Here is a 26,170-nt window from a genome sequence, read left to right as displayed (position 1 = left end):
CCTTACTCGGCCTTCTCGCCGCCGCACTTGCCCTCGTGGCCGGCCTTGCCCTCCTCGCCGCAGCTGCCTTCCTTATGCGCCTTGTCGCCGCCGCACTTGCCTTCCTCGGCCTTGTCAGCCGCCTTGCCTTGCATCTCGGCGCCACACTTGCCCTCACCACAGGAACCTTCCTGGCTCTTCTCCTGGGCCGCCAGGCTGTAGCCGCTGGCCAGCTCCTGAGCGGCGAAGGGATTGCTGCCGGCCTGTGCGGCGAAGGTGCTGCCGAGCAGAGCTGCGCCCAGGGTGATGGCGATGGAATTGCGCTGTTTCATGGAGTCTCTCCAGTCGTGATTGTTGTGCGAGGAGCGCCTGGCTCCTTCGCAACACTAGACGGAGGTCGATGCGGGTCGTTACAGCACGGCGGGAAAAATTTTGCGGATCAGGATTCGCGCTGCTGGCGGGCGAGCTTCTCGGCCAGGGCATCGAGCTCTGGAATCGCCTCGTCTGGCAGTTTGCGCAGCACCGCCTGGCTCAGCTTGAGCTGGCGGATGAAGCGCCGGCAATGGCCGCACATGGCCAGGTGCGCACGCACGCTGATGCGCTCGCGCAGGCGCAGCTGGCCGTCGAGATAGTCGCTGGAATGGGCCACCAGTTCCTTGCAGCTCAGCATTGGCCGGTCTCCTCGAAATGCTCCAGGGTGGCGAACACCTTGAGCCGGGCGCGATGCAGCAGTACCCGCAGATTGGAGAGCGAGATATCGAGAAGATTACAGATCTCCTCGGGCTCCAGCCCCTGGCGCTCGCGCAGCAGCAACACACTGGACTGCAGCTCGGACAGGCTGGCGATGGTCTTCTCCAGGCACTCGCGCAGCTCCGCCTCGGCCAGCAACGCCTCCGGAGTATCCAGTTCCCACTGGCTGGGCGAAGTCTGCCAGTGGCCATCCTCGGCGAAACGCTCGGCACCGACGCTGCCATGCGGCGCCGGCAGATCGTCGAGCAACGGTTCGCGGCGCTGCTGTCGCAGGCGGCTCTTGGCGGTATTGGCGGTAATGGTCAGCAGCCAGGTCTTCAGGCTGGCGCGTTCCTGGAAGCCGCCGAGGTTGCGCACCACGGCCAGCCAGGCGTCCTGTACTACCTCGTCGGCGTTGCGGCTGCCGACGATGGCGAAGGCCACGGCGCGCATGGCGCCCTGATAGCTCGATACCAGTTCGCGGAAGGCGTGCTGCTCACCAGCCAGCAGGCGGGCGAGCAGCTCGGCGTCGGTCCCTGACATGCCGCGCCGATCAGCCCTTGCGGCGCAGGATCACGCTGCCGATGGAGTAGCCCGCGCCGAAGGAACTCAGCACGCCCAGGCTGCCAGCCGGCAGATCATCCTGGTTCTTGTGGAAGGCGATCACCGAACCGGCGGAGCTGGTGTTGGCGTAGGTGTCGAGGATCACCGGTGCCTCGTGCGCCTCGGCGTCGCGGCCGAGCAGCTTGCGGGCGATCAGCAGGTTCATGTTGAGGTTGGCCTGGTGCAGCCAGAAGCGCTTCACGTCGCCGACGTTCAGCTGGTTCTCGGCCAGGTGCCCGGCGATCAGCTCGGCCACCATCGGGCATACGTCGCGGAACACCTTGCGGCCTTCCTGGACGAACAGCTTGTCCTTGGCGCCGATGCCCTCTTCCGCCGCGCGGTTGAGGAAGCCGAAGTTGTTGCGGATGTTGTTGGAGAACTGGGTCAGCAGCTTGGTACCGACGATGTCCCACTGGTGCGGCGAGGTGGCCTGGTCGGCACGCTCGATGATCACCGCGGTGGCGCCATCGCCGAAGATGAAGTGGCTGTCGCGGTCGCGGAAGTTCAGGTGGCCGGTGCAGATCTCCGGGTTGACCATCAGCACCGCACGCGCCTGGCCGGTGGCGATCGCGTTGTTGGCGGCCTGGATGCCGAAGGTGGCCGAGGAGCAGGCCACGTTCATGTCGTAGCCCCAACCGTCGATGCCCAGGGCGGCCTGCACTTCGATGGCCACGGCCGGGTAGGCACGCTCCAGGTTGGAACAGGCGACGATCACGCCGTCGATGTCAGCCACGGTGCGGCCAGCGCGCTCCAGCGCCTGCTTGGCGGCGGCCACGGACATCTCGCAGAGAATTCCCCACTCCTCGTTGCTGCGCTGCGGCAGACGCGGGGTCATGCGCTGCGGGTCGAGGATGCCGGCCTTGTCCATCACGTAGCGGCTCTTGATGCCGGAAGCCTTCTCGATGAAGGCGCTGCTGGACTCGCTCAGCGCCTCGACCTCACCGCGCTCGATGGCGGCGGCGTTGTCGGCGTTGAACTGTTGAACATAGGCATTGAAGGAGGCCACCAGCTCGTCGTTGGAGATGCTGTTGGCGGGGGTGTACAGGCCAGTGCCACTGATTACGGCTTTGTGCACGGGACATTCCTCTTCTTCTGGCCGCCCGGAGCGGCGAGCTTGACGGTTGCACCTCGGCCCAGGCCGGCGGCGCCAATTGGGTTGCAACGGTGGCGCGAACCAAGCAGTGGCACAGCGCGCTGCAAAGAGCGGAGTGTGCCATAGCCGGGGCCTGCGGCGCTGCCATGGCGAAGCGGCACCGACTGGCGGCGCGCCCCCAGGTTTTCAGGAGATGCACGATATGGCGGGAAAGGCACAGGAGAAATGCGGCTATTTTCGGCAAAAGCGCTGTCATTGCGCGAAAATCCGCGCATTCACGACAGACCAAGCGCTTTGACCGGCCACTCAGGAAAGGCGCAGGATTGGCCTCCCGGCAATCAGGACCACCTCGCCATGCTCGGCACCCACGACCTCGCGCTGTTCATCCTCTCCGGCCTTCTGCTGAACATGGCTCCCGGCCCCGACTCGCTGCTGGTCATGGCGCGCAGCGCCAGCCAGGGCTGGCGTGCCGGCTCGGCGGCGGCACTGGGCATCGGCGCGGGCACTTGCGTGCACATAGTGGCCGCCGCGCTGGGCATGTCCGCCCTGCTCGCCACCTCGGCCACTGCCTTCATGGTGGTCAAACTGATCGGCGCCGCCTACCTGCTGTACATCGGCATTGGCATGCTGCTGGCCAGGCGCAAGGAGCCGGTCGAGGCCGGCTCCAGCGAACTGACGGCTCAGCCTTATGGGCGCATCTTCGCCCAGGGTTTCCTGACCAACGTGCTCAACCCCAAGGTGGCGCTGTTCTTCCTCGCCTTCGTGCCGCAGTTCATCAGCCCGGACGCCGAGCACAAGGCCATGGCCTTCCTCCTACTGGGCGCCATCTTCAACATCAACGGCATGCTCTGGTGCCACCTGCTGGCCCTGTTCACCGCCTTCGCCCAGCAGCGTCTACAGATCGGCCGCCGCGTCGGCCTGTGGCTGGAGCGTTGCACCGGCGGGCTGTTCACCGCACTAGGCGTAAAGCTGGCCCTCGCCGACCGGGTGTGAAGCCCACCAAAGAAAAAAGGGCCGCATGGCCCCTTTTTCGTTTCAGTTGCAGTTGGCTGGCGGAGTGGCCGCCACCACGGTGCTGTAGTGGTAGCTGTAGTCGCCGCCGACCGCCTGGGTGCCGCTGGTCCCGGCGTACTGCCCGATGATCCAGGTGTCAGCCTTGGGAATGCCGCCTGCGGCGTAGGCCGCGATATCGGTAGTGGCGTTGCCGTAGGCGCGCACGATGTTCAGGCCGACCTGCTCGCGCAGGTACTTCACGTAGTTGGTCTTGTGCGCCTGGGTATCCGGCGGGATCGGGCCATCGCCATAGGGGTTGGAGCGGTAGTGCCACTGCGGGATGCCCTGGGTGTCGAACCACTGCCGCGCGTCCTTGGTCACCCAGTACGGCCGGGCGGTGAGGAATACCAGCTGGTAGCCCTTGTCGCGATAGGCCTTCACTGTCTGCGGGGCGTAGTAGTAAGCCTGTGCTGTCTTGACCCCGATGTAGTCGGCGTAGGCCTCGAAGTCGTTGATGGTCAGGGTGCCATCGATATCGAACAGCACCGCCGGGCGATTCGGGTCGACCACGCTGAGGTAGCCGTCGACCTGGCTGAGGTCGCCCTCGACCACGAAGCGCACGCGGTACTCGCCCACCGGCCGGTTGCCGAGCGCCACGTTGATCTTGCCGTCGCTGTCGGTGGTGTAGCGGCCCAGGTAGTTCCAGCCACTCATGCCAGTGCCGTACAGGTAGGCGTGCACGTACTCGCCCTCCAGATCCTTGTGCAGCACCGCGTCGTAGTCGAACTTGGCGGTGATGGTGGCGGCCTGGCCGCTGCGTACCATCTGGTCGTGGACCATGTGCCAGGGCTTGTACAGGCCAGCCAGGACCTGGCTGCCGAAATTGCGGAAGTTCTTCTTCGCCGGCTTGCTGAAGCTCGGCGGGTTGGCGGGACTCTGGAAGTCGGGACACTGGGCACTGACCTGGGCACTGACGGCCAGCAGGGTGAGGGCTGCGAGAGCACGCATCGCTACATTTCCTTATGGTTCGTTGTTGTTATGGCGCATCCCCAGACCGGGGAGCGCTAGAAGTTAAGCAGCGATTGTTAACCCAACATGAACGCCCGAAGCGCCACGCAAGCCTGCCGCAAACGCCAGCGGCTCTGGCGCGCCGTTGCGGCGCGAGCGTGATCTGCTTGGCTTGTGACCCGCATCACCTTCGGTTAGCGTCAGCAGCATCCCTCGACTCCATTCGGCAGCTCCCATGGCCCTGCATACCTGGCTGATCTACCTCACCGCCGTCTTCGGCCTGTCGCTGACACCCGGCCCCAACGGTCTTCTGGCCCTGACCCACGGCGCGCTGTACGGTCATCGCCGCGCCCTGTGGACGGTCACCGGCGGCATGCTCGGCTTCGTGCTGCTGATGGCGCTGTCGATGTTCGGCCTGGCGGCCCTGCTCAAGGCCTCGGCCCATGCACTGCTGGTGCTCAAGTGGCTGGGCGCCGCCTACCTGATCTGGCTCGGCATCCAGCTCTGGCGTGCACCAGCCCTGCACCTCACCCCGCTGGAATCGGCCGCGCCGCGCCCCGGCATCCAGCTGTTCCGCCAGGGCCTGCTGTCGGCCTTGTCCAACCCCAAGGTGATCCTGTTCTTCGGCGCCTTCCTGCCGCAATTCATCGACCCCGCGAGCAACCTGTGGCTGCAGTTCGCCGTGATGGCCGCCACCTTCGCCATCGTCGAGGGTGTGGTGGAATACCTGCTGGCACGCACCGCGCAGCGCACCCGTCCCTGGCTGGAGCGCGCCGGGCGCGGCTTCAATCGCTGCTGTGGCGGGCTGTTCGCCGTCATGGGCCTGGCCCTGCCGCTGACGCGCTGAACTTCAGCTCGCCAGATCGCAGACAGGCTGCGCGGCGGCGAAGCTCAGCCGGCGCACCCAAGCGCAGCCCAGCAACGCGCCGCAGAGCCGCCCGGCAGCGGCCGACTCCTCCAGCCACAGCAGCCAACCGGCCGACCGTGGCTCCAGCTGCCACACACAGGACTCGCCCAGCGCCGCCAGGCGCTGGCGCAATAGCGACTCGTCCAGATTCAGCGTCTCGATCAGTACGGCACGCATGATGACCTCCTGCGGATGGCGTAGGTAACGCTGTGGCTCAGCGCCTCACTGCAGCGGCTGCAGGGCGAAGCCGACGCCGAAGCGGTTCCAGGCGTTGATGGTGGCGATGGCCAGGGTCAGCTCGGCAATTTCGCTCTCGTCGAAGTGCCTGGCCACTTCCGCGTACACCGCATCCGGGGCATGCCGCTCGGCCAGCAGGGTCAGGGTGTCGGTCCACAGCAGCGCGGCACGCTCGCGCTCGCTGAAGAACGGCGCCTCCTCCCACACGCCCAGCGCCATCAGGCGGCGCGCCGACTCACCCTGCTGCAGCGCATCGTTGCTGTGCAGATCCACGCAGAGTGCGCAGCCATTGAGCTGCGAGGCACGCACCTTGATCAGCTCGCGCAGCGAGCTTTCCAGGCCGAAGGCGGCCTGGGCCTGCTCCAGGGCGTAGATGGCCTTGAACACGTGGGGAGCGGTCTGGTGATAGTTGTTGCGCTTGCTGGTCATCATGGCGGCGTCTCCGAAAATTACCCGGCACATTGCCGGGATTGGTCGCCACTTTATTACTCGGCAACTAATGGATAAATTGGCCTTACTCGTAAACATTGTGCGGAGAAACGGACAATGGCCTTTGACCGCCTGGAAGCCATGCGCGCCTTCTGCCGCATAGTCGAATTGGGCAGCTTCACCCGCGCCGCCGAAGCCATGGGCCTGGCCAAGACCACCGTGTCCGGCCAGGTGCTGGCGCTGGAGACACAGCTGGGCGTCAAGCTGCTGCATCGCACCACCCGCCGGGTATCACCGACCACCGACGGCAGCGCCTACTACGAACGCGCCCGCGCGGTACTGGAAGACCTCGACGAACTGGAGAGCAGCGTCTCGCACAGCCGCGGCGTGGCCCATGGCCGGGTCAAGGTGGAGATGCCCTCGCCGGTCGGGCGCTTCCTGGTCATCCCTGCCCTGCCTGACTTCGTCGCCCGCCACCCGCTGGTGCGCCTCGACGTCGGCTGCAGCGAACGCGTCGTCGACCTGGTCCAGGAAGGCGTGGACTGCGCCATCCGTGGCGGCCCGGTGAACACCCCGGACCTGGTCTGCCGGCCCATCGGCCAGATGCGCTTCATCATCTGCGCCACGCCCGACTACCTGGCCCAGCACCCGCCGCTGAACCACCCCAGCCAGCTCGCCAACCTGCGCTACCTGGCCTTCGTCTTTCCCGGCAGCGGCCGGCAGAAGGTCAACGTGCTGCGCCGCGGCGAGGAAAGCTTCCTCATCGAACAGGAGCCGGCGATGCGCTTCAACAGTGGCGGCGCCTACATCGCCGCCGCCGAGGCCGGCCTGGGTTTCGCCACGGTGCCCGCCGCGGAAGCGCAACAGCCGCTGGCCGAGGGCAAGCTGGTGGAAGTCCTGCCCGACTGGCGGCTCGAGAGCATGCCCATGAGCCTGGTCTACCCCTACTCGCGGCACCTCTCGGCGCGGGTCCGTGCCTTCACCGACTGGGCCTGCGAACTGATGCTCAACGACCCGCTCTGGCGGCCCTAGCATGGGCCTTGCAGCGGCCCCCATTGCGGTTAAGCTGGGTCACGGACGGGCACCCCGCTCGCCCTCCCCCAAGCCCGAGAGCCTCATGCGCCTGCTGCCCATCGTGTTGCTGCTGTTCTGCGCCGAAGCCCTGGCCGAGGAGCGCCCCATCCGCTTCTCGGTGACCGAGAGCTGGGCCATGCCGATGATGCGCTACGACGCCCAGGGCCATGCCGCCGGCGGCATCCTTTTCGACCTGCAGACACGCCTGGCGCAGAAGATCGGCCGCCGCGCCGAGATGCCGGTGCTGCCGCGTCTGCGCGTGCAACAGATGCTGGTGCGCGGCGAGATCGACGTGCGCTGCTACGTCAACCCTGGCTGGCTGGTCGAGTCGCACTACCAGTACATCTGGAGCGTGCCGTTCATGGTCCAGCGCGACCTGATCGTCGGCCACGCCCAGGAGATTGAACGACCGGGGCAACGCAATGGCGACCTGATCGGCACCGTGCTGGGCTTCAGCTATCCACGCCTTGAACCGCTGTTCAGCAGCGGCCACCTGCGCCGCGACGATGCGCGCACCCAGCAGCTGGTATTGGAGAAACTGGAGGCGGGTCGCTACCGCTTCGCCGTCAGCAACCAGCTGACCCTCGACTGGTTCAACAGCCAGCAGCCTCCCGCCCGCCGCCTGCGCCAGCTCGAAGAAGTCGCCGCAGATGTGGTCGCCTGCCTGGTACGCGACGAACCGGACGTGCCGACCATGCCGCTGCTACGTGCCATGGTGCAGATGAGCAACGCCGGTGAGTTCGAGGAAATTCTCGCGCGTTATCGCTGACTTGTCAGACATCACTTCCACCCCTAGCGTGCAGGCTTCGCCGAAAGGATTCGTGCCCATGAAAAAACTAGTTTTTCCTTTGACCTGTCTGCTTGCAGCGCCTGTTTTAGCCTCCACCGGTGACCATGCGCCCCTCTGCCAGCAGGTCCTCGGCTGGCTCAATGACGGCAGTCTCGCCAGCCGCCTACAGCCCCTGACCGAACAACCCAGCGACGCAGAACGTGAGCTGTGGAAACGACTAAACCCTGAGCGGGCCCTGCATGACATACAGCGCAGCCTGCATGTTTCATTGCGCGGAAGAGACATGCATCTCGGTGAGGTTATGGGTGGGGGTAGCTGCGCCGACGAGCAGATAGAGGCAATAGACCGGCATAACCCGGAAAGCTACCCAGAAAGCGAAGACGATGAACTGCGCTGGTCCACCTGGGGCACGCGCGACTACCTGCTGAAGCGAGACAAAGAGCTTTTAATTATCAGCGGGCGACTGGATGCGGAGCATAGCCAGGCCAAGCTGGTTTCGCGCCTGGCGGACGATGGGACCAAGCAGCCGCTATGCCTATTCGAGCGCCAGCAACAGGTGAAGAGCGACTTTCCCAAAGGCACACATATCCAACTGTGCCTGGCAGTACGCGACGGAGTGGCTAGAGCTCTTAGTTGGGATAAGCCACAAAAGCTCATGGACCCACTTGGACATAGCCAACTACCTGGCCTCGAATCGACTCCGCGACCGGTCATGAGCATAGATCTCGACGGGGATGGTAACGATGAGCGACTGGCACGCTATGACTATGACTCGGGGGCCGGCTGCGGTAGCAGCAGCCAACACCTGCTACTTGTGGACAAGAACAATACCGTTCTGCCTCGCACCGAGTTGAACGCCAAGCTTCTGGAGCGGAGCTGGGGACCACTGAGTGATTCGGCGCACCGGGGTCTAGGCATCTTTCAGCTAGAACAACAGATCTATCTGCTGGCGCGCCTGAACTGGGGCGAAGAAACACTCAGTCTGCGCGCCTTGACCTCCCCTCAGACAGAACTCTGTCACTGGCGAGAGCGTCCGCAGTACAGCCTGCTACGCCAGTACTGACTAGCCCTGCCCGCCCAGCGTCTGCAGGCACTGCTGCGACACCTGCTGCAAACGCTTGATCAGCGGATCGGGCAGCTCGGCCTTCTCCAGCGCGGTGAGCTCGGCAGTGGTGAAGTCGCGGTCGATGCGTTTCACCGTGCACTCGCAATACAGCCCCGCGCGCTCCTGGCCCAGGGCCTCGCCCGCGCTGTTCACGCAGCCTTTCTGGAAGGTGTCGCGCACGCCTGCGGGCCATTCGCCGGCGACGGCAGGCAAGCCGGCCAGCAGCAACACGGTGAACACGAGACTTTGCATACGATCCATGGGGAGTTCCCTCGCCAGACCATGAAAGTAGAGGTCGCGCCCGAGGCCCGCCCCCGGGGCCGCCATCAGGGCTGCGGCGGATTGGCATCCGGGCGAATGTCGAAGCCGCCCTTGTTCTCGCTGACCACGTGGAAGTACTGGGTGCTGCCCGGCGTCACCTTGACCGCCAGCTCCTTGTGCAGGCGACCCATGCCGCACAGGGTGTCGTCCATCTTGTCGACGGTCAGGCCCAGCACGCGGGTGCCGGACGGTACGTTGAAGCTGACCACTTCGGCCATGGCGATGCGCGCCGCGAGCTTGCGATCCACTTCCAGGGCCACGTAGCAACCGCCGCCCATCACGCCCATGTCACGGTTGACGATCAGTCGGCCGCCGTTCTGTTGCTCGTCCTGGTAAGCCAGCAGGCGATCACTGGGCACCGGCGTGATGTTCTCGGCATCGGGGCGGAACGACGAACAACCAGCCAATACAACCAGGGGAAGAACAGCGAGCAATGAACGCATGGGAGCCCTCCTTGGGCATACCTGGGGTCGGCCCAGTATTGGTGGTTAGGCGCCGCGGCTCAAGTACCCGGCAGAATCCCTGAACCTGGCGCACGCTTCCGGCCTCTACAGGCCAACAGCACGCGCGAGGAGAACGAGATGAAAGCAATGCTTATCTGCGGCGGCCTGGCCGCCTGCCTACCGCTACTGGCATTGGCCGATGGCGAGATCAGCGAGCAGCTCAACGGCCTGCAGATCGAAACCAGCAGCAGCCCGCTGACGGCCCAGGACAACACCGACGCCGCCGGCCCGGTCACCGGCAACGCCACCCTGCTGCTCAAGCTGACCAACCGCGATACCCAGATAGTGGAATGCGTGGTCGATCCCGGCCCCACTGCCGCCGAGCCGCAGCAGCAGCGGGCCCAGCTGGCACCCGGCGAGAGCGCCACCCTGCGCGTGGAGGCCCGTGCCGGCGGCCAGCAGAGCGACGCCCGCCTGACCTGCACCCCGGCCTGAGCCTCCTGACGGCTTCACTCCCTCGCCAGCCCCGCTCAGGGGGCCGGCGTATTTCTGTTCGCGCTACAGCCCCGATTTCAGCTTGCTGAAGGCGCGTGTCAGGGCGCGGTTGAAGGCGGGGCTGTTGTCGTTCTTGGTGTACAGCTGCGCGCGCACCTCGGCCGGCGGGTAGGTGCCAGGGTCGGCGAGGATGGCCGGATCTACCGTCGCGTTCGCCGCCGGCACCGCGTTGGCGTAGTAGATGCTGTTGCTGATCGCGCCGATCACCTCGGGGGTCATCAGGTGATCCATCAGGGCCAGCGCCTCCTTGGGATGCGGGGCATCCTTGGGGATCACCATGGCGTCGAACCAGATCAGCGTGCCCTCACGCGGAATGCTGTAGTGCAGGCTGTACGGCTTGCCCGCCTGCTGCGCCTGGCCGGCGGCGATCGACACGTTGCCGTTCCATGACATCGCCAGGCAGGTGTCGCCATTGGCCAGGTCGGCGATGTTACGGTCGTTGTCGAAGTAGCGGATCGACGGCCGCACCTTGGCCAGGTGCGCCTCGGCGAGCTTGAGGTCGTCGAGGTTCTGCTTGTTGATGTCCAGGCCCAGGTAGCGGAAGGCCGCGGCAAAGACCTCGTTGGGGTCGTTGAGGAAGCTCACCCCACAGTCGGCGAATTTCGCCACCACGGCCGGGTCCATCAGCATCGCCCAGCTGTCGGTCGGCGCATCACTCAGGCGCTTGGCGATGGCCTCCTGCTGGTAACCGAAGCCGGTGGTGCCCCACACGTACAGGCCGGCGTAGCGGTTGCCCGGATCGAACGCCGCCATGTGCGTGGTGAACTCCGGCGCCAGCCCGGTGAAGTGCGGCAGCGCCGCCTTGTCCAGCGGCTGCAGGGCATCGCTGCTGATGGCGCGCTGCAGGTGCTGGCCGGCGGTCAGCACCAGGTCGTAGCCGCTGCGCCCGGTGAGCAGCTTGGTCTCCACCGTTTCCAGCGAATCGAAGTGATCGACCACCACCTTGATCCCGGTCTTCTGCTCGAAGGCCGACAGGGTGTCCGGCGCCAGGTACTCGTTCCAGATGTACAGGTTGACCTGCTTGGCCGGCTCGCCCGCCTGCGCCTGGGCGCAGACGACGAGAGCCAGGGCCGACAACGCGGCATGCAGCTTCATGCTGGCCTCCTAGCGCTTGGGCGCCGCGTATTGCGGCATGGTGATGCAGGCGACGTTGCCACCGCCGAGCAGGATTTCCCGCGAGTTCTCGATGCCGAGGATGCGGTGCTTGGGGAACAGCTCGGCCAGGGTGGCCTGGGCGATGCGGTCGCAGGGGTCGTTGAACAGCGGCAGGACGATGGCCGAGTTGCCGGCGTAGTAGTTGATGTAGGAAGCGCAGATCTGCGTGCCGGCCTGGCGCGTGTGAGTCGCGTCGTCCTGGTCCAGGCCCTCGGCTTCCTCGGCGGTCCACTCCAGCACGCGCGGTTGCGGCAGCTTGTGGATCTCCAGCTCACGACCCTGGGCGTCGCGGGTGCTGCGCAGGATGTCGTAGGCCTCCTGGTAGATCTCCCACTGCGGATCGTTGCGATCATCGGTCCACTGCATCACCACCACGCCGGGACGGACGAAACAGGCCAGGTCATCGATATGGCCGTCGGTTTCGTCGAACTTGCAGCCGCGCGGCAGCCAGATCACCTGTTCGGCGCCGAGGTAGTCCTGCAGACGGCGGGTCACCTCATCCTTGCCCAGGTGGGCGTTGCGGTTGCGGTTGAGCAGGCACTGCTCGGTGGTCAGCAGGGTGCGCTGGCCGTCGCTCTGGATGCCGCCCATCTCGGCGATGAAGGGTGCGCGGTAGCGGTCGTAGCCCTCGATCTCGAGGATCTTCTGGGCGATCTGGTCGTCCTTGTCCCAGGGGTAGTAGAGGCCGCCATCGAGGCCGCCGTAGGCGTTGAACTCGAAGTCCACGCCGCGCACTTCGCCGCTGTCGTCATGCACCAGGAAGGCCGGGCCGCTGTCGCGGAACCAGGTGTCGTTACAGGTCATCTCCACCACCCGTACGTGGGCCGGCAGCTGGCGGCGGGCGTTCGCGTACTGGCTGGCCGAGGCGCACACGGTGACCGGCTCGCTGCTGGCGATGGCGCTGACGATCTCGACCCAGACCTTCTGCGCCGGCTTGGCGCCGTTGCGCCACACGTCGGTGCGCTCCGGCCAGCCGAGCCAGCAGCGCGCCTTGGGTTCGAATTCGCCGGGCAGGCGGAAGCCGTCGGCTTTGGGCAGAGAGGTCAGGGAACGGGCCATTGCTAGGTACTCGTCGGTGGCTGTTGGATGGCTCGACAGTACCCGCGGCAGAGCGGCCGCGACCAATGACCATTATCGCGGGATAGATGAATCCAATTCAGATATCAGCCAGCTGATCAGTGAACCATTCAATGAACTGCGCCACCGCCGGCTTATCCAGGCGCAGGCGTTCGCAAACCAGCGCGTACTGCCCGAGCGAGGCCACCTGGGCGGCGAACGGACGTACCAGGCGGCCGCTGGCCAGGTCCTCGGCGCTGGTCAGGTTGTCGCCGATGGCCACGCCCTGCCCGCGCGCGGCGGCCTCCATGGTCAGCCCGGCATGGCCGAGGTAGAGATGGCGCGCCGGCTGGATATCGCCGGCGTGGGTGGTCAGCCAGGCGGTCCAGGTCTTGCCGTCCTGGTCGTCGTGCAGCAGGCAGTGGCGCGCCAGATCGCGCGGGTGCTTGAGCGGCAGCTGGTTGAACAGGCCTGGGCTGCACACCGGGAAGAACAGCAGAGTCGGCAGCGGCCGCACGAAGTAGGCGCTGGCATCCGCCGGGCCGGTGCCGTAGGTGATCGCCAGGTCGACCTCCTCGCCGGGCTGGGTCGCCTCCAGCGGCTGTTCGTAGAGGTGCAGGGTGATCTGCGGATGGCGCTCGCTGAAATCCGCCAGGCGCCCGATCAGCCACTTCTGCGCCAGCTCGGCGGTTACCGCGATGCGCAGCTGCGCCTGCGAGCCGGGGTCGCGCAGCTCGTCGCAGGCCTCGCCGATCAGCTCGAAGGCCTGCTGCAGGCTGCGCAGCAGGCGCTTGGCCTGGGGCGTGGGGCGTACCTGGCGTCCGTCGCGCTGGAACAAGGCGGTACCGAGCTGCTCTTCGAGCTGGCGAATCTGGTGGCTGACCGCGCTGTCGGTGACGCACAGCTCGGCCGCCGCGCGGCCGAAGTGGGCGTGGCGCGCGGCAGCCTCGAAGGTGCGCAGGGCGGTGAGTGAAGGCAGGCGGCGCATGGCAATCCGGTTCCGGCAAAAGCCGTCATCCTTGCCCAGCGCCGCGCTCCGCGTCCAGCCCGATCAGTGTCCCTGGAAGGTCTGCCGCCAGGCGCTGGGCGACACGCCGAAGGCGCGGCCGAAGTGATGGCGTAGCGACACCGGCGAGCCGAAGCCGGCCAGCGCGGCGATGGCTTCCACGCCCTGCTCGCTGCTCTCCAGCAGGCGCTGGGTCAGGGCCAGACGCTCGGCCAGCAGCCAGTCGCCCACCGTCATGCCGGTGAGCTGGCGGAAGTGCCGGGTGAAGGTGCGCCTGCTCATCAGCGCGCGCTCGGCCAGGCTGTCCAGGCTGTGCGGCAGGTCGAGATGGGCGCGCACCCAGTCCAGCAGGCCGGCCAGACGGTCGTCGCGGGAAGTCGCCGGCAGCGGTTGTTCGATGAACTGCGCCTGGCCGCCCTGGCGATGCGGCGGCACCACCAGGCGCCGCGCCACCCGATTGGCCAGCTCGGCGCCGTGCTGCTGGCGCAGCAGGTGCAGGCAGCAGTCGATGCCGGCGGCAGTACCGGCGGAGGTCAGCAGGCCGCCGTCGTCCAGGTACAGCACATCGGCATCCACCGTCACCTGTGGATAGCGCTCGGCAAAGTCATTGGCCCAGGCCCAGTGGGTGGTGGCGCGCAAGCCATCGAGCAGGCCCGCCTCCGCCAGCACGTAGGCGCCCAGGCACAGGCCGACCAGCCGCACGCCGCGCGCATGGGCCGCCACCAGCGCGTCCAGCAGGGCTTGCGGCGGGCGTTCGTCCGGGTCGTGCCAGCTCGGCACGATGATCGTCTGCGCCCACTGCAGCGCCTCCAGCCCGTGCTCGACCTGCAGGGCGAAGCCGGCGGTGGTCGGCAGCGCGCCCGGTGCGCTGGCGCATACGCGCAGCTCGTACAGCTCGGCGCCCGGCCCCAGGTCGCCGAACACCAGGCAAGGCACGGACAGGTGGAACGGCGTGATGTGGTCGAAGGCGACCACGGCGATGCGGTGGGCAGACATGGCGTTGTCCCGATCCGAAGGTTTGGCCCGATCTTAGCGCAAGCTGGCTTCAGGGCCACTCACGGCGACAGGCGCGACGGGCGAACAATCTGCCCATCGACAACCACAACGCAAAACAAGAGGAATCCAGCATGAGCCAGCAACCGAAACGCGCCCTGATCGTCATCGACGTGCAGAACGAATACGTCACCGGCAACCTGCGCATCGAGTACCCGCCCATCGAGCAATCGATGGCCAACATTGGCCGCGCCATGGACGCCGCCACCGCTGCCGGCATTCCAGTGATCGTCATCCAGCACCTGACCCCGGAAGGCACGCCGATCTTCGCCACCGGCAGCTATAACGCCGAACTGCACCCGCTGGTAGCGGACCGTCCGCGTGACCACTTCATCCAGAAGCAGATGGCCAGCTCCTTCGCCGGCACCGACCTGGCCGCCTACCTCAAGCAGCACGAAATCGACACCATCAGCGTGATTGGCTACATGACCCACAACTGCGACGACTCCACCGTGCGCCAGGCCCACCACGAGGGCTGGAACGTCGAGCTGCTGCACGACGCCGCCGGTTCGCCGCCCTATAGCAACGCCATGGGCTCGGCCACCGCCGAGGAAATCCACCGGGTGTTCACCGTGGTCATGCACACCGGCTTCGCCGCCGTGCTCAGCACCGATGACTGGCTGAATGCCTTGGAGACTGGCGAGGTGCCGCAGCCGGACAACATCTACCTGTCCAACCAGCGGGCGCTGCAGGCGCGCTGAACGAGCCGGCATCGACGCCACTGATGCCCACTAGCACAAGCATCGATTTCTGCCGGCCCGGCCGACGATGGTTTGATTAGCCCCGTAGAGCGAACCGCCGCAAGCGGCCTCGGCGACCCGCGCAGCACAGCCTGCGCACACCGACCGAGAGGCTTGCCGATGACCTCGACCCACTATCGACAGGAGAACATCAGCATGAAAATCGCATCCATCGTTTCCGCCCTGATCTCCAGCATCGCCCCGCTGGCCTTCGCCGACGACGCCGGCAAGATCGGCGCCGGTGTCCCGGTGCAGGACTACCACTACGGCATGCAGCTCGACGTCGCCAGCGTCCTGCAACGCACCGACAACTCGCAGAAGACCGGCGTGGTGCCTAGCGTGATGGTCTACCGCGACAGCCAGGGCGAGCTGCACAAGGTGCGCTACCTGGAATGGGGCGGCCGCAGCAGCGACAGCCACAACGGCTGAGCCGGCAGAATGAAAAGCGCCGCGCTCCGTGAGGGGCGCGGCGTCTTCATTGAAGCGCGGGAATCAGCCGTTGATGCGCTTCACCAGCCGCGCCTGCAGCGCCTTGAGCTCTTCCGCATCGCCCTGATTGGTGGCGTGGATACCGAGCTTGTCGCCCTCGTAGCGCGGCACGATGTGCACATGGATATGGAACACCGTCTGCCCGGCCGGGGCGCCGTTGAACTGCGCCACCTGCACACCGGCTGGCTCCAGCTCGTCCACCACCGCCTGGGTCAGCTTGCGTACCACGGCCATCAGCTTGGCCAGGTTGGCGTCGTCGATCTCCAGAATGTTGCGCGCCGGGGCGTTCTTCGGAATTACCAGGCAATGGCCGTAGGACTGCGGGAACAGGTCGAGGAAGGCGAGCACGTCCTCGTCCTCGTACAGCTTGTAACAGGGCGCCTCGCCACGAATGATCTTGGCGAAGATGTTCTGCTCATCGTATTGACCGTGCAGGCTCATGCTGAAGCTCCGTGACCCGATTGAGAAAGCACGCACCATACCGGCTCGGCCCCGCGCAGGGAACCTGCGACGGATCAGCCGGGTCGATGGCCATTAGCAGAAGGTTCGATTTCACCTGCCACGCGCGAGATGTTCTGATCGCCGCACAACCCAACGACATCAGGGAACCCCATGACCGACCTGTCCGCCTTCCCCATCACCCACAAGTGGCCCGCCCAGCACCCCGAGCGCCTGCAGCTGTATTCGCTGCCCACGCCCAATGGCGTCAAGGTCTCGATCATGCTGGAAGAGCTGGGCCTGGCCTATGAGCCGCACCTGGTCAGCTTCGAGACCAACGACCAGTTCACCCCCGAATTCCTCTCGCTGAGCCCGAACAACAAGATCCCCGCGATCCTCGACCCCAACGGGCCGAACGGCGAGCCGCTGGCCCTGTTCGAGTCCGGCGCCATCCTCATCTACCTGGCCGACAAGACCGGCCAGCTGCTGCCACAGGACCCGGCCCAGCGCTACCAGGCCATCCAGTGGCTGATGTTCCAGATGGGCGGCATCGGCCCGATGTTCGGCCAGCTCGGCTTCTTCCATAAATTCGCCGGCAAGGACTACGAGGACAAGCGCCCGCGTGACCGCTACGTGGCCGAATCCGCGCGCCTGCTCGGCGTGCTCGACAAGCACCTGGAAGGCCGCCAGTGGGTCATGGGCAGCGACTACAGCATCGCCGACATCGCCATCTTCCCCTGGGTGCGCAACCTGATCGGCTTCTACGAGGCCGCAGAGCTGGTGCAGTTCGAGCGCTTCGCCAACGTGCGCCGCGTGCTCGACAGCTTCCTCAGCCGCCCGGCGGTACAGCGCGGCCTGAATATTCCCAAGCGCGGCTGAACCCACATGCCCGCCGCGTCAGTGCGACGCGGCGGGCAGTCCGCGACCAGTCATCCGCTTTTCATTGAAAAGCCCGTCCTAGAGCCACGCCAGCGCGTCATCGCCCTATAATGCCGCGCGTTTTTTGCTGCGAGTTCCCCATGCAAGCCTCCCCCTCCGCAACGCCAGCGCTGTCGCGCGGTGCCCTCATTCTCATCGAACTGGCCCTGGCCCTCGGCGGCTTCGCCATCGGCACCGGCGAGTTCGCCATCATGGGCCTGATGCCCGAAGTCGCGCGTGACCTGGGCGTCAGCGAGCCGCAGGTGGGCCATGTGATCAGCACCTATGCCCTCGGCGTGGTGGTCGGTGCGCCGATCCTCGCCCTGCTCGGCGCGCGCCTGTTCCGCCGTCACCTGCTCCTGCTGCTGATGGGCTGCTTCGCCCTCGGCAACTTCGCCAGCGCCCTGGCGCCGGACTACAACTCGCTGATGCTGTTCCGCTTCATCGCCGGCCTGCCGCACGGCGCCTACTTCGGCGTCGCCATGCTGGTGGCCGCCTCCATGGTGCCGCTGCACAAGCGCGCCAAGGCGGTGAGCCGCGTGCTGGCCGGCCTGACCATCGCCATCCTGATCGGCAACCCGCTGGCCACCTGGCTCGGCCAGCACCTGAGCTGGCGCTACGCCTTCGCCCTGGTCGGCGTGATCGCCATGATCACCATCGTCATGGTCGCGCTGTTTCTGCCGCTGGATCGCAACGAGGTACGCAGCAGCCCCACCGGCGAGCTGAAGGCCTTCAACCGCGCGCCGATCTGGCTGGCCATGGCCATCGGTTCCATCGGCTTCGCCGGCATGTTCTGTGTGTTCAGCTACATGGCACCGACCCTGCTGGAAGTCACCGGCGCGCAGCCCGGCTGGATTCCCGTGGCCCTGGCGGTGTTCGGCGCCGGCGGCATCCTCGGCAACATGACCGGCGGCTGGCTGTTCGACCGCCTGCGCTTCCAGGCCGTGGCCTGGATCCTGGCCTGGAGCGCCCTGGTGCTGCTGCTCTTCCCGCTCGCCTCGCACCAGCTGTGGAGCATGCTGCTGGCCAGCTTCGCCCTGGGCACCATGATCGCCCTCGGCCCGGCCCTGCAGACCCACCTGATGGACATCGCCACCGGCGCGCAGACCCTCGCCGCCGCCTCCAACCACGCCGCGTTCAACCTGGCCAACGCGCTCGGCCCCTGGCTCGGCGGCATGGCCATCGGCGCCGGCCTGGGCTGGACCGTCACCGGCTACATCGGCGCCGTCACCGCCCTGCTCGGCCTGGCCCTGTTCGCCGTGGCCTGGCGCGTCCATCAGCGCACCTGAACAGGTGCGCGCGGGCGCGGCTCCGGGTATCTTCTGCGCCCAGTCGAATCAGCCAGAACCCGTAGTCCCTATGAGCAGCACCCTCGTTCGCGTCGCCCTCTTCTGTCTCGCCGCGCTCGGCGCCAGCAGCGCCCTGGCCAAGGTCGAGACCGAAGCCGCCGAGCAGAAGAACATCGGCCGCATCCTGATCGCCAAGATCTCCGAGGAGATTTCCCCCGGCGACTACGACGCCCTGCTCAAGGGCCTGCGCGCCCACCCCGGCAAGTTCGCCCGCAAGATCGTCCTGCTCGACAGCATCGGCGGCAGCACCGCCGAGGCCATGCGCATGGGCCGCCTGCTGCGCGAGACCGGCTTCGACAGCCTGGTGCCGTCCACCGGCGTGTGCCAGGGCAGCTGCGTCTACCTGCTGGCCGCCGGCCTGAAGAAGACGGTCAAGGGCCACGTCGCCATCCACCGCCCGCCCTTCCCCGCCGGCGACTCCGCCCAGTCCAGCCGCGCCGGCATGCCGTACAACGTGGCCGGCTACCTGAGCAAGATGGGCGTGGCGCCAAGCCTGGCCAGCGACATGCAGGCCATCGAGCCGCAACGCATGAAGGTGCTCACGGCGCAGGAACTGGCGCGCTACCGCCTGAACTGACCGCCGCCCGCACCGTGCGGCTGGCCCTCACGGCCGCCGCCCCGTACCATCCGCCCTCGTTCCCGCCGCCCTCGCATAGCCCATGAAAATCGCCCGTCTGCGCGCCGACATCCTCGCCGGCCTCACCTCGTCCTTCGCCCTGGTGCCCGAGTGCATCGCCTTCGCCCTGGTGGCGCAGCTCAATCCGCTGATGGGGCTGTATGGCGCGTTCATCATCTGCACCATCACCGCCCTGTTCGGCGGGCGGCCGGGGATGATCTCCGGCGCGGCCGGCTCGATGGCGGTGGTGATCGTCGCGCTGGTGGTGCAGCACGGCGTGCAGTACCTGCTGGCCACGGTGCTGCTCGGCGGCCTGCTGATGATCCTGTTCGGCGTGCTGCGCATGGGCAAGCTGGTGCGCATGGTGCCGCACCCGGTGATGCTCGGCTTCGTCAACGGCCTGGCTATCGTCATCGCCCTTTCGCAGCTGGAGCACTTCCACCAGGGCGAAGGCTGGCTCAAGGGCACGCCGCTGTACTGGATGCTCGGCCTGGTGGCCCTGACCATGGCGGTGGTCTACCTGCTACCCAAGCTGACCCGCGCGGTGCCGCCGGCGCTGGTGGCGATCCTCGGCGTCGGCCTGCTGGTCTACTTCCTCGACCTGCCCACGCGCACCCTCGGCGACATGGCGCAGATCGCCGGCGGCCTGCCGCAGTTCGCCCTGCCGGACATCCCCTGGAACCTGGAAACCCTGCGCATCATCGCGCCGTATGCGGCGCTGATGGCCCTGGTCGGCCTGTTGGAAACCCTGCTCACGCTCAACCTCACCGACGAGATCACCCAGAGCCGCGGCCACACCAACCGCGAGTGCGTGGCCCTCGGCGCGGCCAACGTGGTGTCCGGCGCGTTCGGCGGCATGGGCGGCTGCGCGATGATCGGCCAGACCGTGATCAACCTCAGCTCCGGCGGCCGTGGTCGCCTGTCCGGCGTGGTCAGCGGGGTGATGATCCTGCTGTTCGTGCTGTTCCTCTCGCCGCTGATCGAGCTGATTCCGCTGGCCGCGCTGGTCGGGGTGATGTTCGTGGTGTCGCAGCAGACCTTCGCCTGGGGCTCGCTGCGCGTGCTCGGCAAGGTGCCGGCCAACGATGTGCTGGTGATCGGCGCGGTGACGGTGATCACCGTGTTCACCGACCTGGCCACCGCCGTGCTCTGCGGCATCATCGTCGCCGCGCTGAACTTCGCCTGGCACCACGCCCGCGAGCTGTACGCCGACAGCGACGAGCAGGCCGACGGCAGCAAGCTGTACCGCGCCCATGGCACGCTGTTCTTCGCCAGCACCACGCCCTTCCTCAACCTGTTCGACGTGGCCAGCGACCCGCAGCAGGTGACCCTGGACTGCCGCCACCTGAGCTTCGTCGACTACTCCGCCATCGCCGCACTGAAGACCCTGCGCGAGCGCTACGAGCGCGCCGGCAAGCACCTGCGCGTGGTGCACCTCTCCGAACGCTGCAAGCAGCTATTGAAACGCGCCGGCGCCCACGACTGAGGCGCCGGATGGAAGCCGAAGCCAGCGTCTAGGACTTGGCTTCCGGCTTCTTGGCCTGGGGCTTGGACCAGTGGGCCTTCTTGGCGTCGGCGGAGAGGCCGGAAGTGCCAATGGCGACCTGGGTGATCTCACCACCCTTGGTCAGGAACGCTTCGACTTGCTCATCCAGTTTCAGCTGCAATGGGCTGTTGATCGGCTCGTACATGGCGGCGCTCCTTGCTCATATGAGCGCCCCACTATACAGATTCCGTCACGCCTGGCCGGTTAGTTCTCGATCAGCCTCACACCCAGCCGTCGTTACGCTTTTTCCGCACGCGCAGCATGGTCGGCAGGATCAGCCCGGCCAGCAGGCCGGCGCCGGCAATGCTGCTGCCGTAAACCATGTAGCGCATCAGCACCTGCTTGTTCTCGTCACCCAGCTGCGCCTGGGCCTCGCGCAGGTCGGCCTGGGCCTGGCTGAGCTGGCTGTCCAGGTCGCTGCGGGTGGCCTGCAGCTCGTCGATCAGCGTCTTGCGCGAATCCAGCGTCTCCTGCATGCCCTGCACGCGGGTCTTCCAGGTATCGTCGATGCCCTTCAGCTCAGCGCTCAGGTCGGCCACCTTCTGCTCCAGCTGCGGCAGACGCTCGGCCTGGCCGGGCACGCTCTGCAGGTCGCGGGTGGGAATCCACACGCTGTCGCCGTTGTCGCTGCGCACCTGGCTGTAGTCGCCCTGGCTGCGCAGCAGCTCGACCTTCTGCCCGGAGCCGAGCGAGCCGACGATGCGGTAGCCATCGGTGGGGCCACTGCGCACATAGGTGTTCAGGCTGTCGCTGACCCAGCGCGAACTCTGCGCGCCCTCCTCGGCCTGCGCGCCCGCCGCCCACAACGAGCCCAGCAAACAGGCAGTGAGGACACGGGGCTGGAACGGAAAGGAAGTCACGGAACGCAGGCGGGACAAGAGCATGGGCAATCTTCACCAGACAGAGGAACGAAGCCCGCAACGCGGGCGCGAACATGCCGGCACCCGCGCAGTGCACGAAAAGGCCGACGGGTGACTGACCGCGCGACACCCGTCGAGTTCACCGACCGCCGGCCAAGCCGGACGAGCTGCCCCCGCCGCGACAACGCTAAAAAAGCGCCATCAGCACCGCTGGCAGAAAGCCATTGGCAACGCTCGGCGCGGCCCGCTAGCCCTCATTCGGGCAGGTCTTGCGGGTCGCCCTCGTTGGAGCGGCTGCGCGGCTGCTCGCCAGTGATCGCCTCGTCAGGCTGCTCTTCCTTCGGTGGCGGCTCGTTGGAATGCTTGGGTGGAACTCGCGGCGGGTTGGCCGGTTGGCTCGGTTTCATGCATCACCTCCACGGGACGATCCCGGTATGAATTGGAGGGCGGAGCACGGCCGAGCGTTCCGGCTATAGAACTGCCAAGAACCCGCTCAGGCTCTTCTGAATTAGAGCCAGACAAGGCAAAAGCGGCCGAAAAAGCGCAGTTTACGAAGTGTAAATGAGCATTTTGAGGCCGCTTTTAACGCAGTATGGCCGCGAGTCAGGAGAGCATGAGCGGGTTCTCAGCGGAGTGTGTAGCCCTTGTCGACAACCCAGTCCTGGCCATAGACGCCACGCGCACCATGGGACAGCTGGAACAGCACCACCTCGGCCACCGCCTCGGAGCTGAGGAACTCGCCATCCACCAACCGCGCATTGACCTCGCTGGCGACCCCGGCCAGCGCCTCGTCCGGCAGGCCCAGGCTATTCCAGATCGGCGTGGCGGTCGGCCCCGGCGACACCAGGTTCAGGCGCACGCCCTCGCCCGCATGCTCCAGCGCCAGGCTGCGCACCAACGCCAACAGCGCCGCCTTGCTGGCGATATAGGCGCCCAGGCCAACGAAGCCCAAATGGCGCAGGAAGGTGCTGATGAACACCACCGACGCCGGCCCGGCCAGCTGCGCCTTCAGCGCGTAGAAGGTATTCACCGCACCGGCACCGTTGACCCGCCACTGCTCGTCGAAGGCCTGCAGATCGCTACCCGGCGCCAGCTTGGCGATACCCGCGTTGGGTACCAGGTAATGCACCTCGCCCAGCTCGGCGGCGCGCTCGGCCAGGGTCTTGAGCGAGGCATCGCTGGTCACATCGCCCTCCTGCCAGAACAGCTGCTCGGGATAACGCGCCAGCAGCGGCTCCAGGCCACCCAGCCGGCGCGACATCGCCAGCACCCGCGCGCCGCGCTGCAACAGCAGCTCGCTCACAGCCAGACCAATACCGGAACTGGCGCCAGTCACCACCGCCAGACGTTGTTCGAATTCGTTGTTCATCACTACCTCGGAAACAGAAAGAGAGAGTCGCGCCCCGGGGCGACGCCCGGAGCGAAGGCAAAGGCATCAGCGATAGAGGATTCGCCCCTGGCGCAGCTCGACCTGCTGGCCGGGCTCGAAGCGCTGCTTGGGCGAGCGAATCCAGCGTTCCTCGCCTTCGTCGTCGCGCACGATGTAGGCAGTGCCGGTGTTGCCGCTGGCGCTCTGCACCTGCGCGCCACTCCAGCCACCAACCGCTGCGCCGACCACGGCGCCAATCGGCCCACCGGCAGCGGCACCGACCATCAACCCGGTCAGCCCACCGAAACCGGTGCCGACCGAGTTCTCTTTCTTCTCTGCCACCACCTGGGCGGCCTGAATGGATTGCACGGCCAACAGACCGGTAGTGAAAGCAAGCAAGGCAAGGCGATTCATCTGAGTTTCTCCGTTATGTAGGCGTTGCGCCGGGAGTTACTCAGGATTTGTGCCAGGTATTTTTATGTTTAATTTCAATGGCTTGATAAATATAGAAGTCACTATGACAGCAGCAAATCGCTGTCGATAGGACATATCTAAAAGTCGGAATGACAGCGAATCGGCACTTGATCTCCCTATAGAACGAAAGGACAAGTTGCGTGACGGGCTTCTCATTGGATAAGTTCGGCAAACGCTAATGGCGATGCGCCAGCCACCCAGCTCGCACGCCCAACAGGATGTAGGCCTGACAAGGCCAATTAGCCGAGCCGACTCGGCGCGATAAGGAATTCGCTATGCGCTTTGGGTTCTGGAAAGTTCCATATACATCAATACATCTTGCTAAACGCCCAGCAATGTACTGCTGCGCCATATTCTTTTGGATATTAACAACCCAAACAAAAATATAACCCAGAAGAAATCAGACACAGCAATAAATACATCCACCAAGAATAAAACACCAAAACAGGCAATCATCATGAAGATAGAGAGAATAAAATTCTTAATAAAAGAAATTCAAGATGATCTATTAATAAGAAAGCTCAGCCACAGCCAAGAAATATTTCATTACCACAAGGGCTGGCACAACAGCCATACACGAGAAAAATTACAGGACAGCAACATAGAAACAAAGAACCTTGAAAAAACAAGGCAAAGCAAAGAGCACTGGAGACCTCAAAAATCGTGTCGAGCCTACTTTTATCTAGAGACAACAAAATCAGTCATAGCTGTCAATTTCAAGAGCTCACCAACCCAAGCAACTCGAGAAAACGTACAACTCTCCATAGAGAACTGCCTCAAGCACGCCCAAAACTCTTTTGACGCAGCCTATGACCAACTAACAGAACTATTAAATAGAAACAGCCTTAATCAAAAAATCAAAGAAATATGCCTTACAACTCCTCAAACCATCAGCACAGACTCCCTTTCCACAAAAAGACAAATATCCGTATTAAGCCTGGACATAGATCACTTCAAACAGATAAATGACACCCATGGACACCTATATGGAGACATAGTGCTAAAGTGCTTTGCTAGAAATATAGAAAAAACAGCAATAAGACTTACGCAAGAACTGAAGCCTCGCACAATTTTTAGTGTCTTTAGGCTAGGCGGAGAGGAGTTCACCATCCTCCAAGAAGGAGAACTATCAGAAGACGAAGTCATAAAATGCGCTGAGATCTTTAGAAAGGAGATCTGCGCAACCACTATTCCAGATGAAGCTGAATGGAACACGCATAGAATCGCGGACATTCAACTACCTCCTGACAGAGATAGAGTAATAACCGCCAGCATTGGTATCTCATACCATACAAACTCAGCATCTGACTTGGTTAACAGACAGATCATAGATCAACTAATTGAGCGCTCTGACTACGCCTTATACAAGGCAAAAGCCAACGGCAGAAATTGCTACTGCGCATTCTCTGAAATACTTTCTAAACACGGCAGAGTTCTTGAAAGCCACAAAGAAACAGGAACAATAATTATTGATATCGGCAAAAGATGTGGAGTATTGCAAGGCCAGGAGTTCTACCTATATCACCCTGACTTCACAGGAGATAAAGATTTCATATTCAAAGATGGCCGAACAATAAAACGACTGGGCACCTACCCAAGGCTTTCGCAGTCAAGAATAGAAGTATTTTCAGTACAGAACGAAGTATCCTTTTGCAGAATCTCCAGCGAACCAAACAATATAGAAATAGCAGATAAAAGCCACTTAGAAGCCATCCCCCTCGGTCATATATCACATTTACTTCACGACCATCACCAAAGAAACAAGGATGGATTAACGCAAGAAGTCCAAAATAAAGTAGAAGCCAACATAAAGAAAATAGCATCCTCCGGAGATTCGCCACTAGCATGCATAATTGCAATCGCCAATGAAACCGAGACCATAGAAAAGGCTGGAATTAGCAATATCAACAGAACACTTGCAAAACTATACAAATCTTTAAAGGAAACAATTTCACACCCCATTGAGATATCAATTCTCCAGCAAACCAAAATAGCCATATCCTGCACAGACACGGATGGAGAAATTGAACAAGAAATAATAGAAACAATAGAAAGCCATAACAACGAAAACAACAATTATATAAAACTAACATGCGGAATCATTAACACCGCAAAAGAATTAGACAACTGTCAAATCGACAAATATAAAGCGCTCGACTACGCGTTACTCGCATCACTTGCATGCTCAGAGTCCGAGCCTATCAATATCTTCTCGACCAAAACAGCAACAGAACTTCTAAGAATAACTAGCGAAAGCGGAAAAAATGAAGTCGCACTAGGCTACTACGAGCAACTAAAAGACCTAGGAATAAATTCAGCAGGCTTGCACAATCAAGGCGGCATAGTACTATTCTCATTAGAAAACTTCTCAGATGCCATTACTGCCTTTAAGCTCTCCCACCACGTAGATCCTGACGACCACATAATCAGCTCAAATCTCGCCATCTGCCACTACTTCAACAATGATCTTCAGAGTTCTTTTGAAACATACAACAACACAGAGCAAGTCACTAACCTCCATCTAGGCATGTACGCAAAAGTACTCTCATGGAAATTATCAGAACATCCAACTCCAGAACTCTCAAACAAATTAAAGGACACACTCTCTAGACTACAAACCATCTCCACGCCAATTGCATTCTTCAACAAAGAAAATGACATTCCATCAATAAACGCATGCTTAGTAGGAAACCCTTATTATTGAAAAATCAAAGTAAACGAAAAATTAAACAAACCATGAAACAGAGCAAACCCTTTACCCCGCACTGTTTCATGGCACTACCATCGAGTTGATTCGCAGCCATGTGTTTCGATAGAAAAAACATGCTTAATATC

General features: G+C 63.7%; 32 protein-coding genes. 13 read left to right on the top strand and 19 right to left on the bottom strand.

What is annotated here, in order from left to right; genetic code table 11:
* Nucleotides 1-2: 2 nt before the first annotated feature.
* From PTT45_RS15325 to PTT45_RS15310, 4 genes are all read right to left on the bottom strand, one after another.
* A complete protein-coding gene (locus tag PTT45_RS15325; protein ID WP_273814387.1) occupies nt 3-311 on the bottom strand; it encodes an HvfA family oxazolone/thioamide-modified RiPP metallophore in 309 nt (102 codons plus the stop codon).
* Nucleotides 312-418: 107 nt separating this feature from the next.
* Nucleotides 419-649 carry an anti-sigma factor family protein gene (locus tag PTT45_RS15320; protein ID WP_273814385.1) on the bottom strand — a complete coding sequence of 77 codons (231 nt, stop codon included), beginning with the start codon at nt 647-649 and terminating at the stop codon, nt 419-421.
* A complete protein-coding gene (locus tag PTT45_RS15315; RefSeq protein WP_273814383.1) occupies nt 643-1,251 on the bottom strand; it encodes an RNA polymerase sigma factor in 609 nt (202 codons plus the stop codon). Before PTT45_RS15315 ends, PTT45_RS15320 begins: the two co-directional genes overlap by 7 nt.
* 10 nt (nt 1,252-1,261) lie before the next feature.
* Nucleotides 1,262-2,386, bottom strand: a complete 1,125-nt coding sequence (locus PTT45_RS15310) for a beta-ketoacyl-ACP synthase III (protein WP_273814382.1) — start codon at nt 2,384-2,386, stop codon at nt 1,262-1,264.
* 372 nt (nt 2,387-2,758) lie between these two features.
* Between PTT45_RS15310 and PTT45_RS15305 the strand changes: the two genes are divergently transcribed.
* A complete protein-coding gene (locus PTT45_RS15305) occupies nt 2,759-3,397 on the top strand; it encodes a LysE family translocator (RefSeq protein ID WP_273814380.1) in 639 nt (212 codons plus the stop codon).
* Between the two features lie 42 nt (nt 3,398-3,439).
* On the opposite strand, the gene PTT45_RS15300 is transcribed toward PTT45_RS15305, so the two are convergent.
* On the bottom strand, nt 3,440-4,405 hold the full coding sequence (locus tag PTT45_RS15300; protein ID WP_273814378.1) for a lipin/Ned1/Smp2 family protein: 966 nt from the start codon (nt 4,403-4,405) through the stop codon (nt 3,440-3,442).
* A gap of 235 nt (nt 4,406-4,640) precedes the next feature.
* On the opposite strand from PTT45_RS15300, the gene PTT45_RS15295 reads away from it, so the two are divergent.
* A complete protein-coding gene (locus tag PTT45_RS15295) occupies nt 4,641-5,252 on the top strand; it encodes a LysE family translocator (protein WP_273814377.1) in 612 nt (203 codons plus the stop codon).
* 3 nt (nt 5,253-5,255) lie between these two features.
* Here the strand turns inward: PTT45_RS15295 and PTT45_RS15290 are convergent, their stop codons facing one another.
* Both PTT45_RS15290 and PTT45_RS15285 read right to left on the bottom strand, forming a co-directional pair.
* Nucleotides 5,256-5,489: a hypothetical protein gene (locus PTT45_RS15290; protein WP_273814376.1), complete on the bottom strand. Its 234-nt coding sequence runs from the start codon at nt 5,487-5,489 to the stop codon at nt 5,256-5,258.
* Nucleotides 5,490-5,534: 45 nt separating this feature from the next.
* Nucleotides 5,535-5,978, bottom strand: a complete 444-nt coding sequence (locus PTT45_RS15285; protein WP_273814622.1) for a carboxymuconolactone decarboxylase family protein — start codon at nt 5,976-5,978, stop codon at nt 5,535-5,537.
* Between the two features lie 117 nt (nt 5,979-6,095).
* On the opposite strand from PTT45_RS15285, the gene PTT45_RS15280 reads away from it, so the two are divergent.
* From PTT45_RS15280 to PTT45_RS15270, 3 genes are all read left to right on the top strand, one after another.
* Nucleotides 6,096-7,010: a LysR family transcriptional regulator gene (locus PTT45_RS15280; RefSeq protein WP_273814375.1), complete on the top strand. Its 915-nt coding sequence runs from the start codon at nt 6,096-6,098 to the stop codon at nt 7,008-7,010.
* Between the two features lie 85 nt (nt 7,011-7,095).
* On the top strand, nt 7,096-7,821 hold the full coding sequence (locus PTT45_RS15275; protein WP_273814373.1) for a substrate-binding periplasmic protein: 726 nt from the start codon (nt 7,096-7,098) through the stop codon (nt 7,819-7,821).
* 58 nt (nt 7,822-7,879) lie between these two features.
* Nucleotides 7,880-8,905: a hypothetical protein gene (locus PTT45_RS15270; protein WP_273814372.1), complete on the top strand. Its 1,026-nt coding sequence runs from the start codon at nt 7,880-7,882 to the stop codon at nt 8,903-8,905.
* Here the strand turns inward: PTT45_RS15270 and PTT45_RS15265 are convergent, their stop codons facing one another.
* Together PTT45_RS15265 and PTT45_RS15260 are read right to left on the bottom strand one after the other, a co-directional pair.
* On the bottom strand, nt 8,906-9,208 hold the full coding sequence (locus PTT45_RS15265) for a hypothetical protein (protein ID WP_273814371.1): 303 nt from the start codon (nt 9,206-9,208) through the stop codon (nt 8,906-8,908). It lies immediately after the preceding gene.
* Between the two features lie 65 nt (nt 9,209-9,273).
* The gene (locus PTT45_RS15260; protein WP_273814370.1) at nt 9,274-9,711 is read right to left on the bottom strand and encodes a 3-isopropylmalate dehydratase; all 438 of its coding nucleotides are present in this window, start codon (nt 9,709-9,711) and stop codon (nt 9,274-9,276) included.
* A gap of 138 nt (nt 9,712-9,849) precedes the next feature.
* Between PTT45_RS15260 and PTT45_RS15255 the strand changes: the two genes are divergently transcribed.
* On the top strand, nt 9,850-10,206 hold the full coding sequence (locus PTT45_RS15255) for a hypothetical protein (RefSeq protein ID WP_273814369.1): 357 nt from the start codon (nt 9,850-9,852) through the stop codon (nt 10,204-10,206).
* Nucleotides 10,207-10,269: 63 nt separating this feature from the next.
* Here PTT45_RS15255 and PTT45_RS15250 read toward each other — a convergent pair whose 3' ends face one another.
* The 4 genes from PTT45_RS15250 to PTT45_RS15235 form a co-directional block, all read right to left on the bottom strand.
* The gene (locus PTT45_RS15250; RefSeq protein ID WP_273814367.1) at nt 10,270-11,361 is read right to left on the bottom strand and encodes an extracellular solute-binding protein; all 1,092 of its coding nucleotides are present in this window, start codon (nt 11,359-11,361) and stop codon (nt 10,270-10,272) included.
* Between the two features lie 9 nt (nt 11,362-11,370).
* Nucleotides 11,371-12,480: an agmatine deiminase gene (gene aguA, locus PTT45_RS15245; protein WP_273814365.1), complete on the bottom strand. Its 1,110-nt coding sequence runs from the start codon at nt 12,478-12,480 to the stop codon at nt 11,371-11,373.
* 97 nt (nt 12,481-12,577) lie between these two features.
* Nucleotides 12,578-13,465: a LysR substrate-binding domain-containing protein gene (locus PTT45_RS15240; RefSeq protein ID WP_273814364.1), complete on the bottom strand. Its 888-nt coding sequence runs from the start codon at nt 13,463-13,465 to the stop codon at nt 12,578-12,580.
* A 63-nt stretch (nt 13,466-13,528) separates the two neighbouring features.
* On the bottom strand, nt 13,529-14,479 hold the full coding sequence (locus PTT45_RS15235; RefSeq protein WP_273814363.1) for a GlxA family transcriptional regulator: 951 nt from the start codon (nt 14,477-14,479) through the stop codon (nt 13,529-13,531).
* A gap of 131 nt (nt 14,480-14,610) precedes the next feature.
* On the opposite strand from PTT45_RS15235, the gene PTT45_RS15230 reads away from it, so the two are divergent.
* Both PTT45_RS15230 and PTT45_RS15225 read left to right on the top strand, forming a co-directional pair.
* Nucleotides 14,611-15,237 (top strand): cysteine hydrolase family protein, encoded by a 627-nt coding sequence (locus PTT45_RS15230; protein WP_273814361.1) that lies wholly within the window; start codon nt 14,611-14,613, stop codon nt 15,235-15,237.
* 195 nt (nt 15,238-15,432) lie between these two features.
* Entirely contained in the window at nt 15,433-15,705 is a 273-nt protein-coding gene (locus tag PTT45_RS15225; RefSeq protein WP_273814359.1) for a DUF2790 domain-containing protein, read from the top strand.
* Nucleotides 15,706-15,768: 63 nt separating this feature from the next.
* On the opposite strand, the gene PTT45_RS15220 is transcribed toward PTT45_RS15225, so the two are convergent.
* Nucleotides 15,769-16,206 carry an HIT family protein gene (locus tag PTT45_RS15220; RefSeq protein ID WP_273814358.1) on the bottom strand — a complete coding sequence of 146 codons (438 nt, stop codon included), beginning with the start codon at nt 16,204-16,206 and terminating at the stop codon, nt 15,769-15,771.
* A gap of 171 nt (nt 16,207-16,377) precedes the next feature.
* Here PTT45_RS15220 and PTT45_RS15215 point away from each other — a divergent pair, with 171 nt between their 5' ends.
* From PTT45_RS15215 to PTT45_RS15200, 4 genes are all read left to right on the top strand, one after another.
* The gene (locus PTT45_RS15215) at nt 16,378-17,082 is read left to right on the top strand and encodes a glutathione S-transferase N-terminal domain-containing protein (protein ID WP_273814356.1); all 705 of its coding nucleotides are present in this window, start codon (nt 16,378-16,380) and stop codon (nt 17,080-17,082) included.
* Between the two features lie 140 nt (nt 17,083-17,222).
* Nucleotides 17,223-18,410: an MFS transporter gene (locus PTT45_RS15210; protein ID WP_273814355.1), complete on the top strand. Its 1,188-nt coding sequence runs from the start codon at nt 17,223-17,225 to the stop codon at nt 18,408-18,410.
* Between the two features lie 70 nt (nt 18,411-18,480).
* A complete protein-coding gene (locus tag PTT45_RS15205) occupies nt 18,481-19,047 on the top strand; it encodes a hypothetical protein (protein WP_273814354.1) in 567 nt (188 codons plus the stop codon).
* A gap of 82 nt (nt 19,048-19,129) precedes the next feature.
* Nucleotides 19,130-20,572 (top strand): SulP family inorganic anion transporter, encoded by a 1,443-nt coding sequence (locus PTT45_RS15200; protein WP_273814353.1) that lies wholly within the window; start codon nt 19,130-19,132, stop codon nt 20,570-20,572.
* A 28-nt stretch (nt 20,573-20,600) separates the two neighbouring features.
* Here the strand turns inward: PTT45_RS15200 and PTT45_RS15195 are convergent, their stop codons facing one another.
* From PTT45_RS15195 to PTT45_RS15175, 5 genes are all read right to left on the bottom strand, one after another.
* Complete coding sequence (locus PTT45_RS15195) at nt 20,601-20,777, bottom strand: hypothetical protein (protein WP_273814352.1); 177 nt, start codon at nt 20,775-20,777, stop codon at nt 20,601-20,603.
* A gap of 76 nt (nt 20,778-20,853) precedes the next feature.
* Nucleotides 20,854-21,516: a TIGR04211 family SH3 domain-containing protein gene (locus tag PTT45_RS15190; protein WP_273814351.1), complete on the bottom strand. Its 663-nt coding sequence runs from the start codon at nt 21,514-21,516 to the stop codon at nt 20,854-20,856.
* 230 nt (nt 21,517-21,746) lie between these two features.
* On the bottom strand, nt 21,747-21,899 hold the full coding sequence (locus PTT45_RS15185; protein ID WP_273814350.1) for a hypothetical protein: 153 nt from the start codon (nt 21,897-21,899) through the stop codon (nt 21,747-21,749).
* 218 nt (nt 21,900-22,117) lie between these two features.
* On the bottom strand, nt 22,118-22,861 hold the full coding sequence (locus PTT45_RS15180) for an SDR family NAD(P)-dependent oxidoreductase (RefSeq protein ID WP_273814348.1): 744 nt from the start codon (nt 22,859-22,861) through the stop codon (nt 22,118-22,120).
* 66 nt (nt 22,862-22,927) lie between these two features.
* Entirely contained in the window at nt 22,928-23,275 is a 348-nt protein-coding gene (locus PTT45_RS15175; protein WP_273814347.1) for a hypothetical protein, read from the bottom strand.
* A 418-nt stretch (nt 23,276-23,693) separates the two neighbouring features.
* On the opposite strand from PTT45_RS15175, the gene PTT45_RS15170 reads away from it, so the two are divergent.
* A complete protein-coding gene (locus tag PTT45_RS15170) occupies nt 23,694-26,039 on the top strand; it encodes a diguanylate cyclase (RefSeq protein WP_273814345.1) in 2,346 nt (781 codons plus the stop codon).
* Nucleotides 26,040-26,170 lie beyond the last annotated feature (131 nt).

The sequence above is a fragment of the Pseudomonas sp. Gutcm_11s genome (assembly GCF_028649395.1).
Lineage (GTDB): Bacteria > Pseudomonadota > Gammaproteobacteria > Pseudomonadales > Pseudomonadaceae > Aquipseudomonas.
The sequence above is the reverse complement of the archived record's forward strand: the minus strand, read 5'-3'. Positions and strand labels throughout refer to the sequence as shown.

What these genes read in the sequence shown, in the direction of transcription:
- aguA (WP_273814365.1), bottom strand. Translation starts at nt 12,480, where the DNA reads ATGGCCCGTTCCCTGACCTCTCTGCCCAAAGCCGACGGCTTCCGCCTG.
- PTT45_RS15325 (WP_273814387.1), bottom strand. Translation starts at nt 311, where the DNA reads ATGAAACAGCGCAATTCCATCGCCATCACCCTGGGCGCAGCTCTGCTC.
- PTT45_RS15190 (WP_273814351.1), bottom strand. Translation starts at nt 21,516, where the DNA reads ATGCTCTTGTCCCGCCTGCGTTCCGTGACTTCCTTTCCGTTCCAGCCC.
- PTT45_RS15270 (WP_273814372.1), top strand. Translation starts at nt 7,880, where the DNA reads ATGAAAAAACTAGTTTTTCCTTTGACCTGTCTGCTTGCAGCGCCTGTT.
- PTT45_RS15250 (WP_273814367.1), bottom strand. Translation starts at nt 11,361, where the DNA reads ATGAAGCTGCATGCCGCGTTGTCGGCCCTGGCTCTCGTCGTCTGCGCC.
- PTT45_RS15255 (WP_273814369.1), top strand. Translation starts at nt 9,850, where the DNA reads ATGAAAGCAATGCTTATCTGCGGCGGCCTGGCCGCCTGCCTACCGCTA.
- PTT45_RS15225 (WP_273814359.1), top strand. Translation starts at nt 15,433, where the DNA reads ATGAAAATCGCATCCATCGTTTCCGCCCTGATCTCCAGCATCGCCCCG.
- PTT45_RS15180 (WP_273814348.1), bottom strand. Translation starts at nt 22,861, where the DNA reads ATGAACAACGAATTCGAACAACGTCTGGCGGTGGTGACTGGCGCCAGT.
- PTT45_RS15285 (WP_273814622.1), bottom strand. Translation starts at nt 5,978, where the DNA reads ATGACCAGCAAGCGCAACAACTATCACCAGACCGCTCCCCACGTGTTC.
- PTT45_RS15185 (WP_273814350.1), bottom strand. Translation starts at nt 21,899, where the DNA reads ATGAAACCGAGCCAACCGGCCAACCCGCCGCGAGTTCCACCCAAGCAT.
- PTT45_RS15280 (WP_273814375.1), top strand. Translation starts at nt 6,096, where the DNA reads ATGGCCTTTGACCGCCTGGAAGCCATGCGCGCCTTCTGCCGCATAGTC.
- PTT45_RS15265 (WP_273814371.1), bottom strand. Translation starts at nt 9,208, where the DNA reads ATGGATCGTATGCAAAGTCTCGTGTTCACCGTGTTGCTGCTGGCCGGC.
- PTT45_RS15200 (WP_273814353.1), top strand. Translation starts at nt 19,130, where the DNA reads ATGAAAATCGCCCGTCTGCGCGCCGACATCCTCGCCGGCCTCACCTCG.
- PTT45_RS15305 (WP_273814380.1), top strand. Translation starts at nt 2,759, where the DNA reads ATGCTCGGCACCCACGACCTCGCGCTGTTCATCCTCTCCGGCCTTCTG.
- PTT45_RS15300 (WP_273814378.1), bottom strand. Translation starts at nt 4,405, where the DNA reads ATGCGTGCTCTCGCAGCCCTCACCCTGCTGGCCGTCAGTGCCCAGGTC.
- PTT45_RS15220 (WP_273814358.1), bottom strand. Translation starts at nt 16,206, where the DNA reads ATGAGCCTGCACGGTCAATACGATGAGCAGAACATCTTCGCCAAGATC.
- PTT45_RS15205 (WP_273814354.1), top strand. Translation starts at nt 18,481, where the DNA reads ATGAGCAGCACCCTCGTTCGCGTCGCCCTCTTCTGTCTCGCCGCGCTC.
- PTT45_RS15175 (WP_273814347.1), bottom strand. Translation starts at nt 23,275, where the DNA reads ATGAATCGCCTTGCCTTGCTTGCTTTCACTACCGGTCTGTTGGCCGTG.
- PTT45_RS15290 (WP_273814376.1), bottom strand. Translation starts at nt 5,489, where the DNA reads ATGCGTGCCGTACTGATCGAGACGCTGAATCTGGACGAGTCGCTATTG.
- PTT45_RS15320 (WP_273814385.1), bottom strand. Translation starts at nt 649, where the DNA reads ATGCTGAGCTGCAAGGAACTGGTGGCCCATTCCAGCGACTATCTCGAC.
- PTT45_RS15240 (WP_273814364.1), bottom strand. Translation starts at nt 13,465, where the DNA reads ATGCGCCGCCTGCCTTCACTCACCGCCCTGCGCACCTTCGAGGCTGCC.
- PTT45_RS15230 (WP_273814361.1), top strand. Translation starts at nt 14,611, where the DNA reads ATGAGCCAGCAACCGAAACGCGCCCTGATCGTCATCGACGTGCAGAAC.
- PTT45_RS15215 (WP_273814356.1), top strand. Translation starts at nt 16,378, where the DNA reads ATGACCGACCTGTCCGCCTTCCCCATCACCCACAAGTGGCCCGCCCAG.
- PTT45_RS15210 (WP_273814355.1), top strand. Translation starts at nt 17,223, where the DNA reads ATGCAAGCCTCCCCCTCCGCAACGCCAGCGCTGTCGCGCGGTGCCCTC.
- PTT45_RS15315 (WP_273814383.1), bottom strand. Translation starts at nt 1,251, where the DNA reads ATGTCAGGGACCGACGCCGAGCTGCTCGCCCGCCTGCTGGCTGGTGAG.
- PTT45_RS15275 (WP_273814373.1), top strand. Translation starts at nt 7,096, where the DNA reads ATGCGCCTGCTGCCCATCGTGTTGCTGCTGTTCTGCGCCGAAGCCCTG.
- PTT45_RS15235 (WP_273814363.1), bottom strand. Translation starts at nt 14,479, where the DNA reads ATGTCTGCCCACCGCATCGCCGTGGTCGCCTTCGACCACATCACGCCG.
- PTT45_RS15295 (WP_273814377.1), top strand. Translation starts at nt 4,641, where the DNA reads ATGGCCCTGCATACCTGGCTGATCTACCTCACCGCCGTCTTCGGCCTG.
- PTT45_RS15195 (WP_273814352.1), bottom strand. Translation starts at nt 20,777, where the DNA reads ATGTACGAGCCGATCAACAGCCCATTGCAGCTGAAACTGGATGAGCAA.
- PTT45_RS15260 (WP_273814370.1), bottom strand. Translation starts at nt 9,711, where the DNA reads ATGCGTTCATTGCTCGCTGTTCTTCCCCTGGTTGTATTGGCTGGTTGT.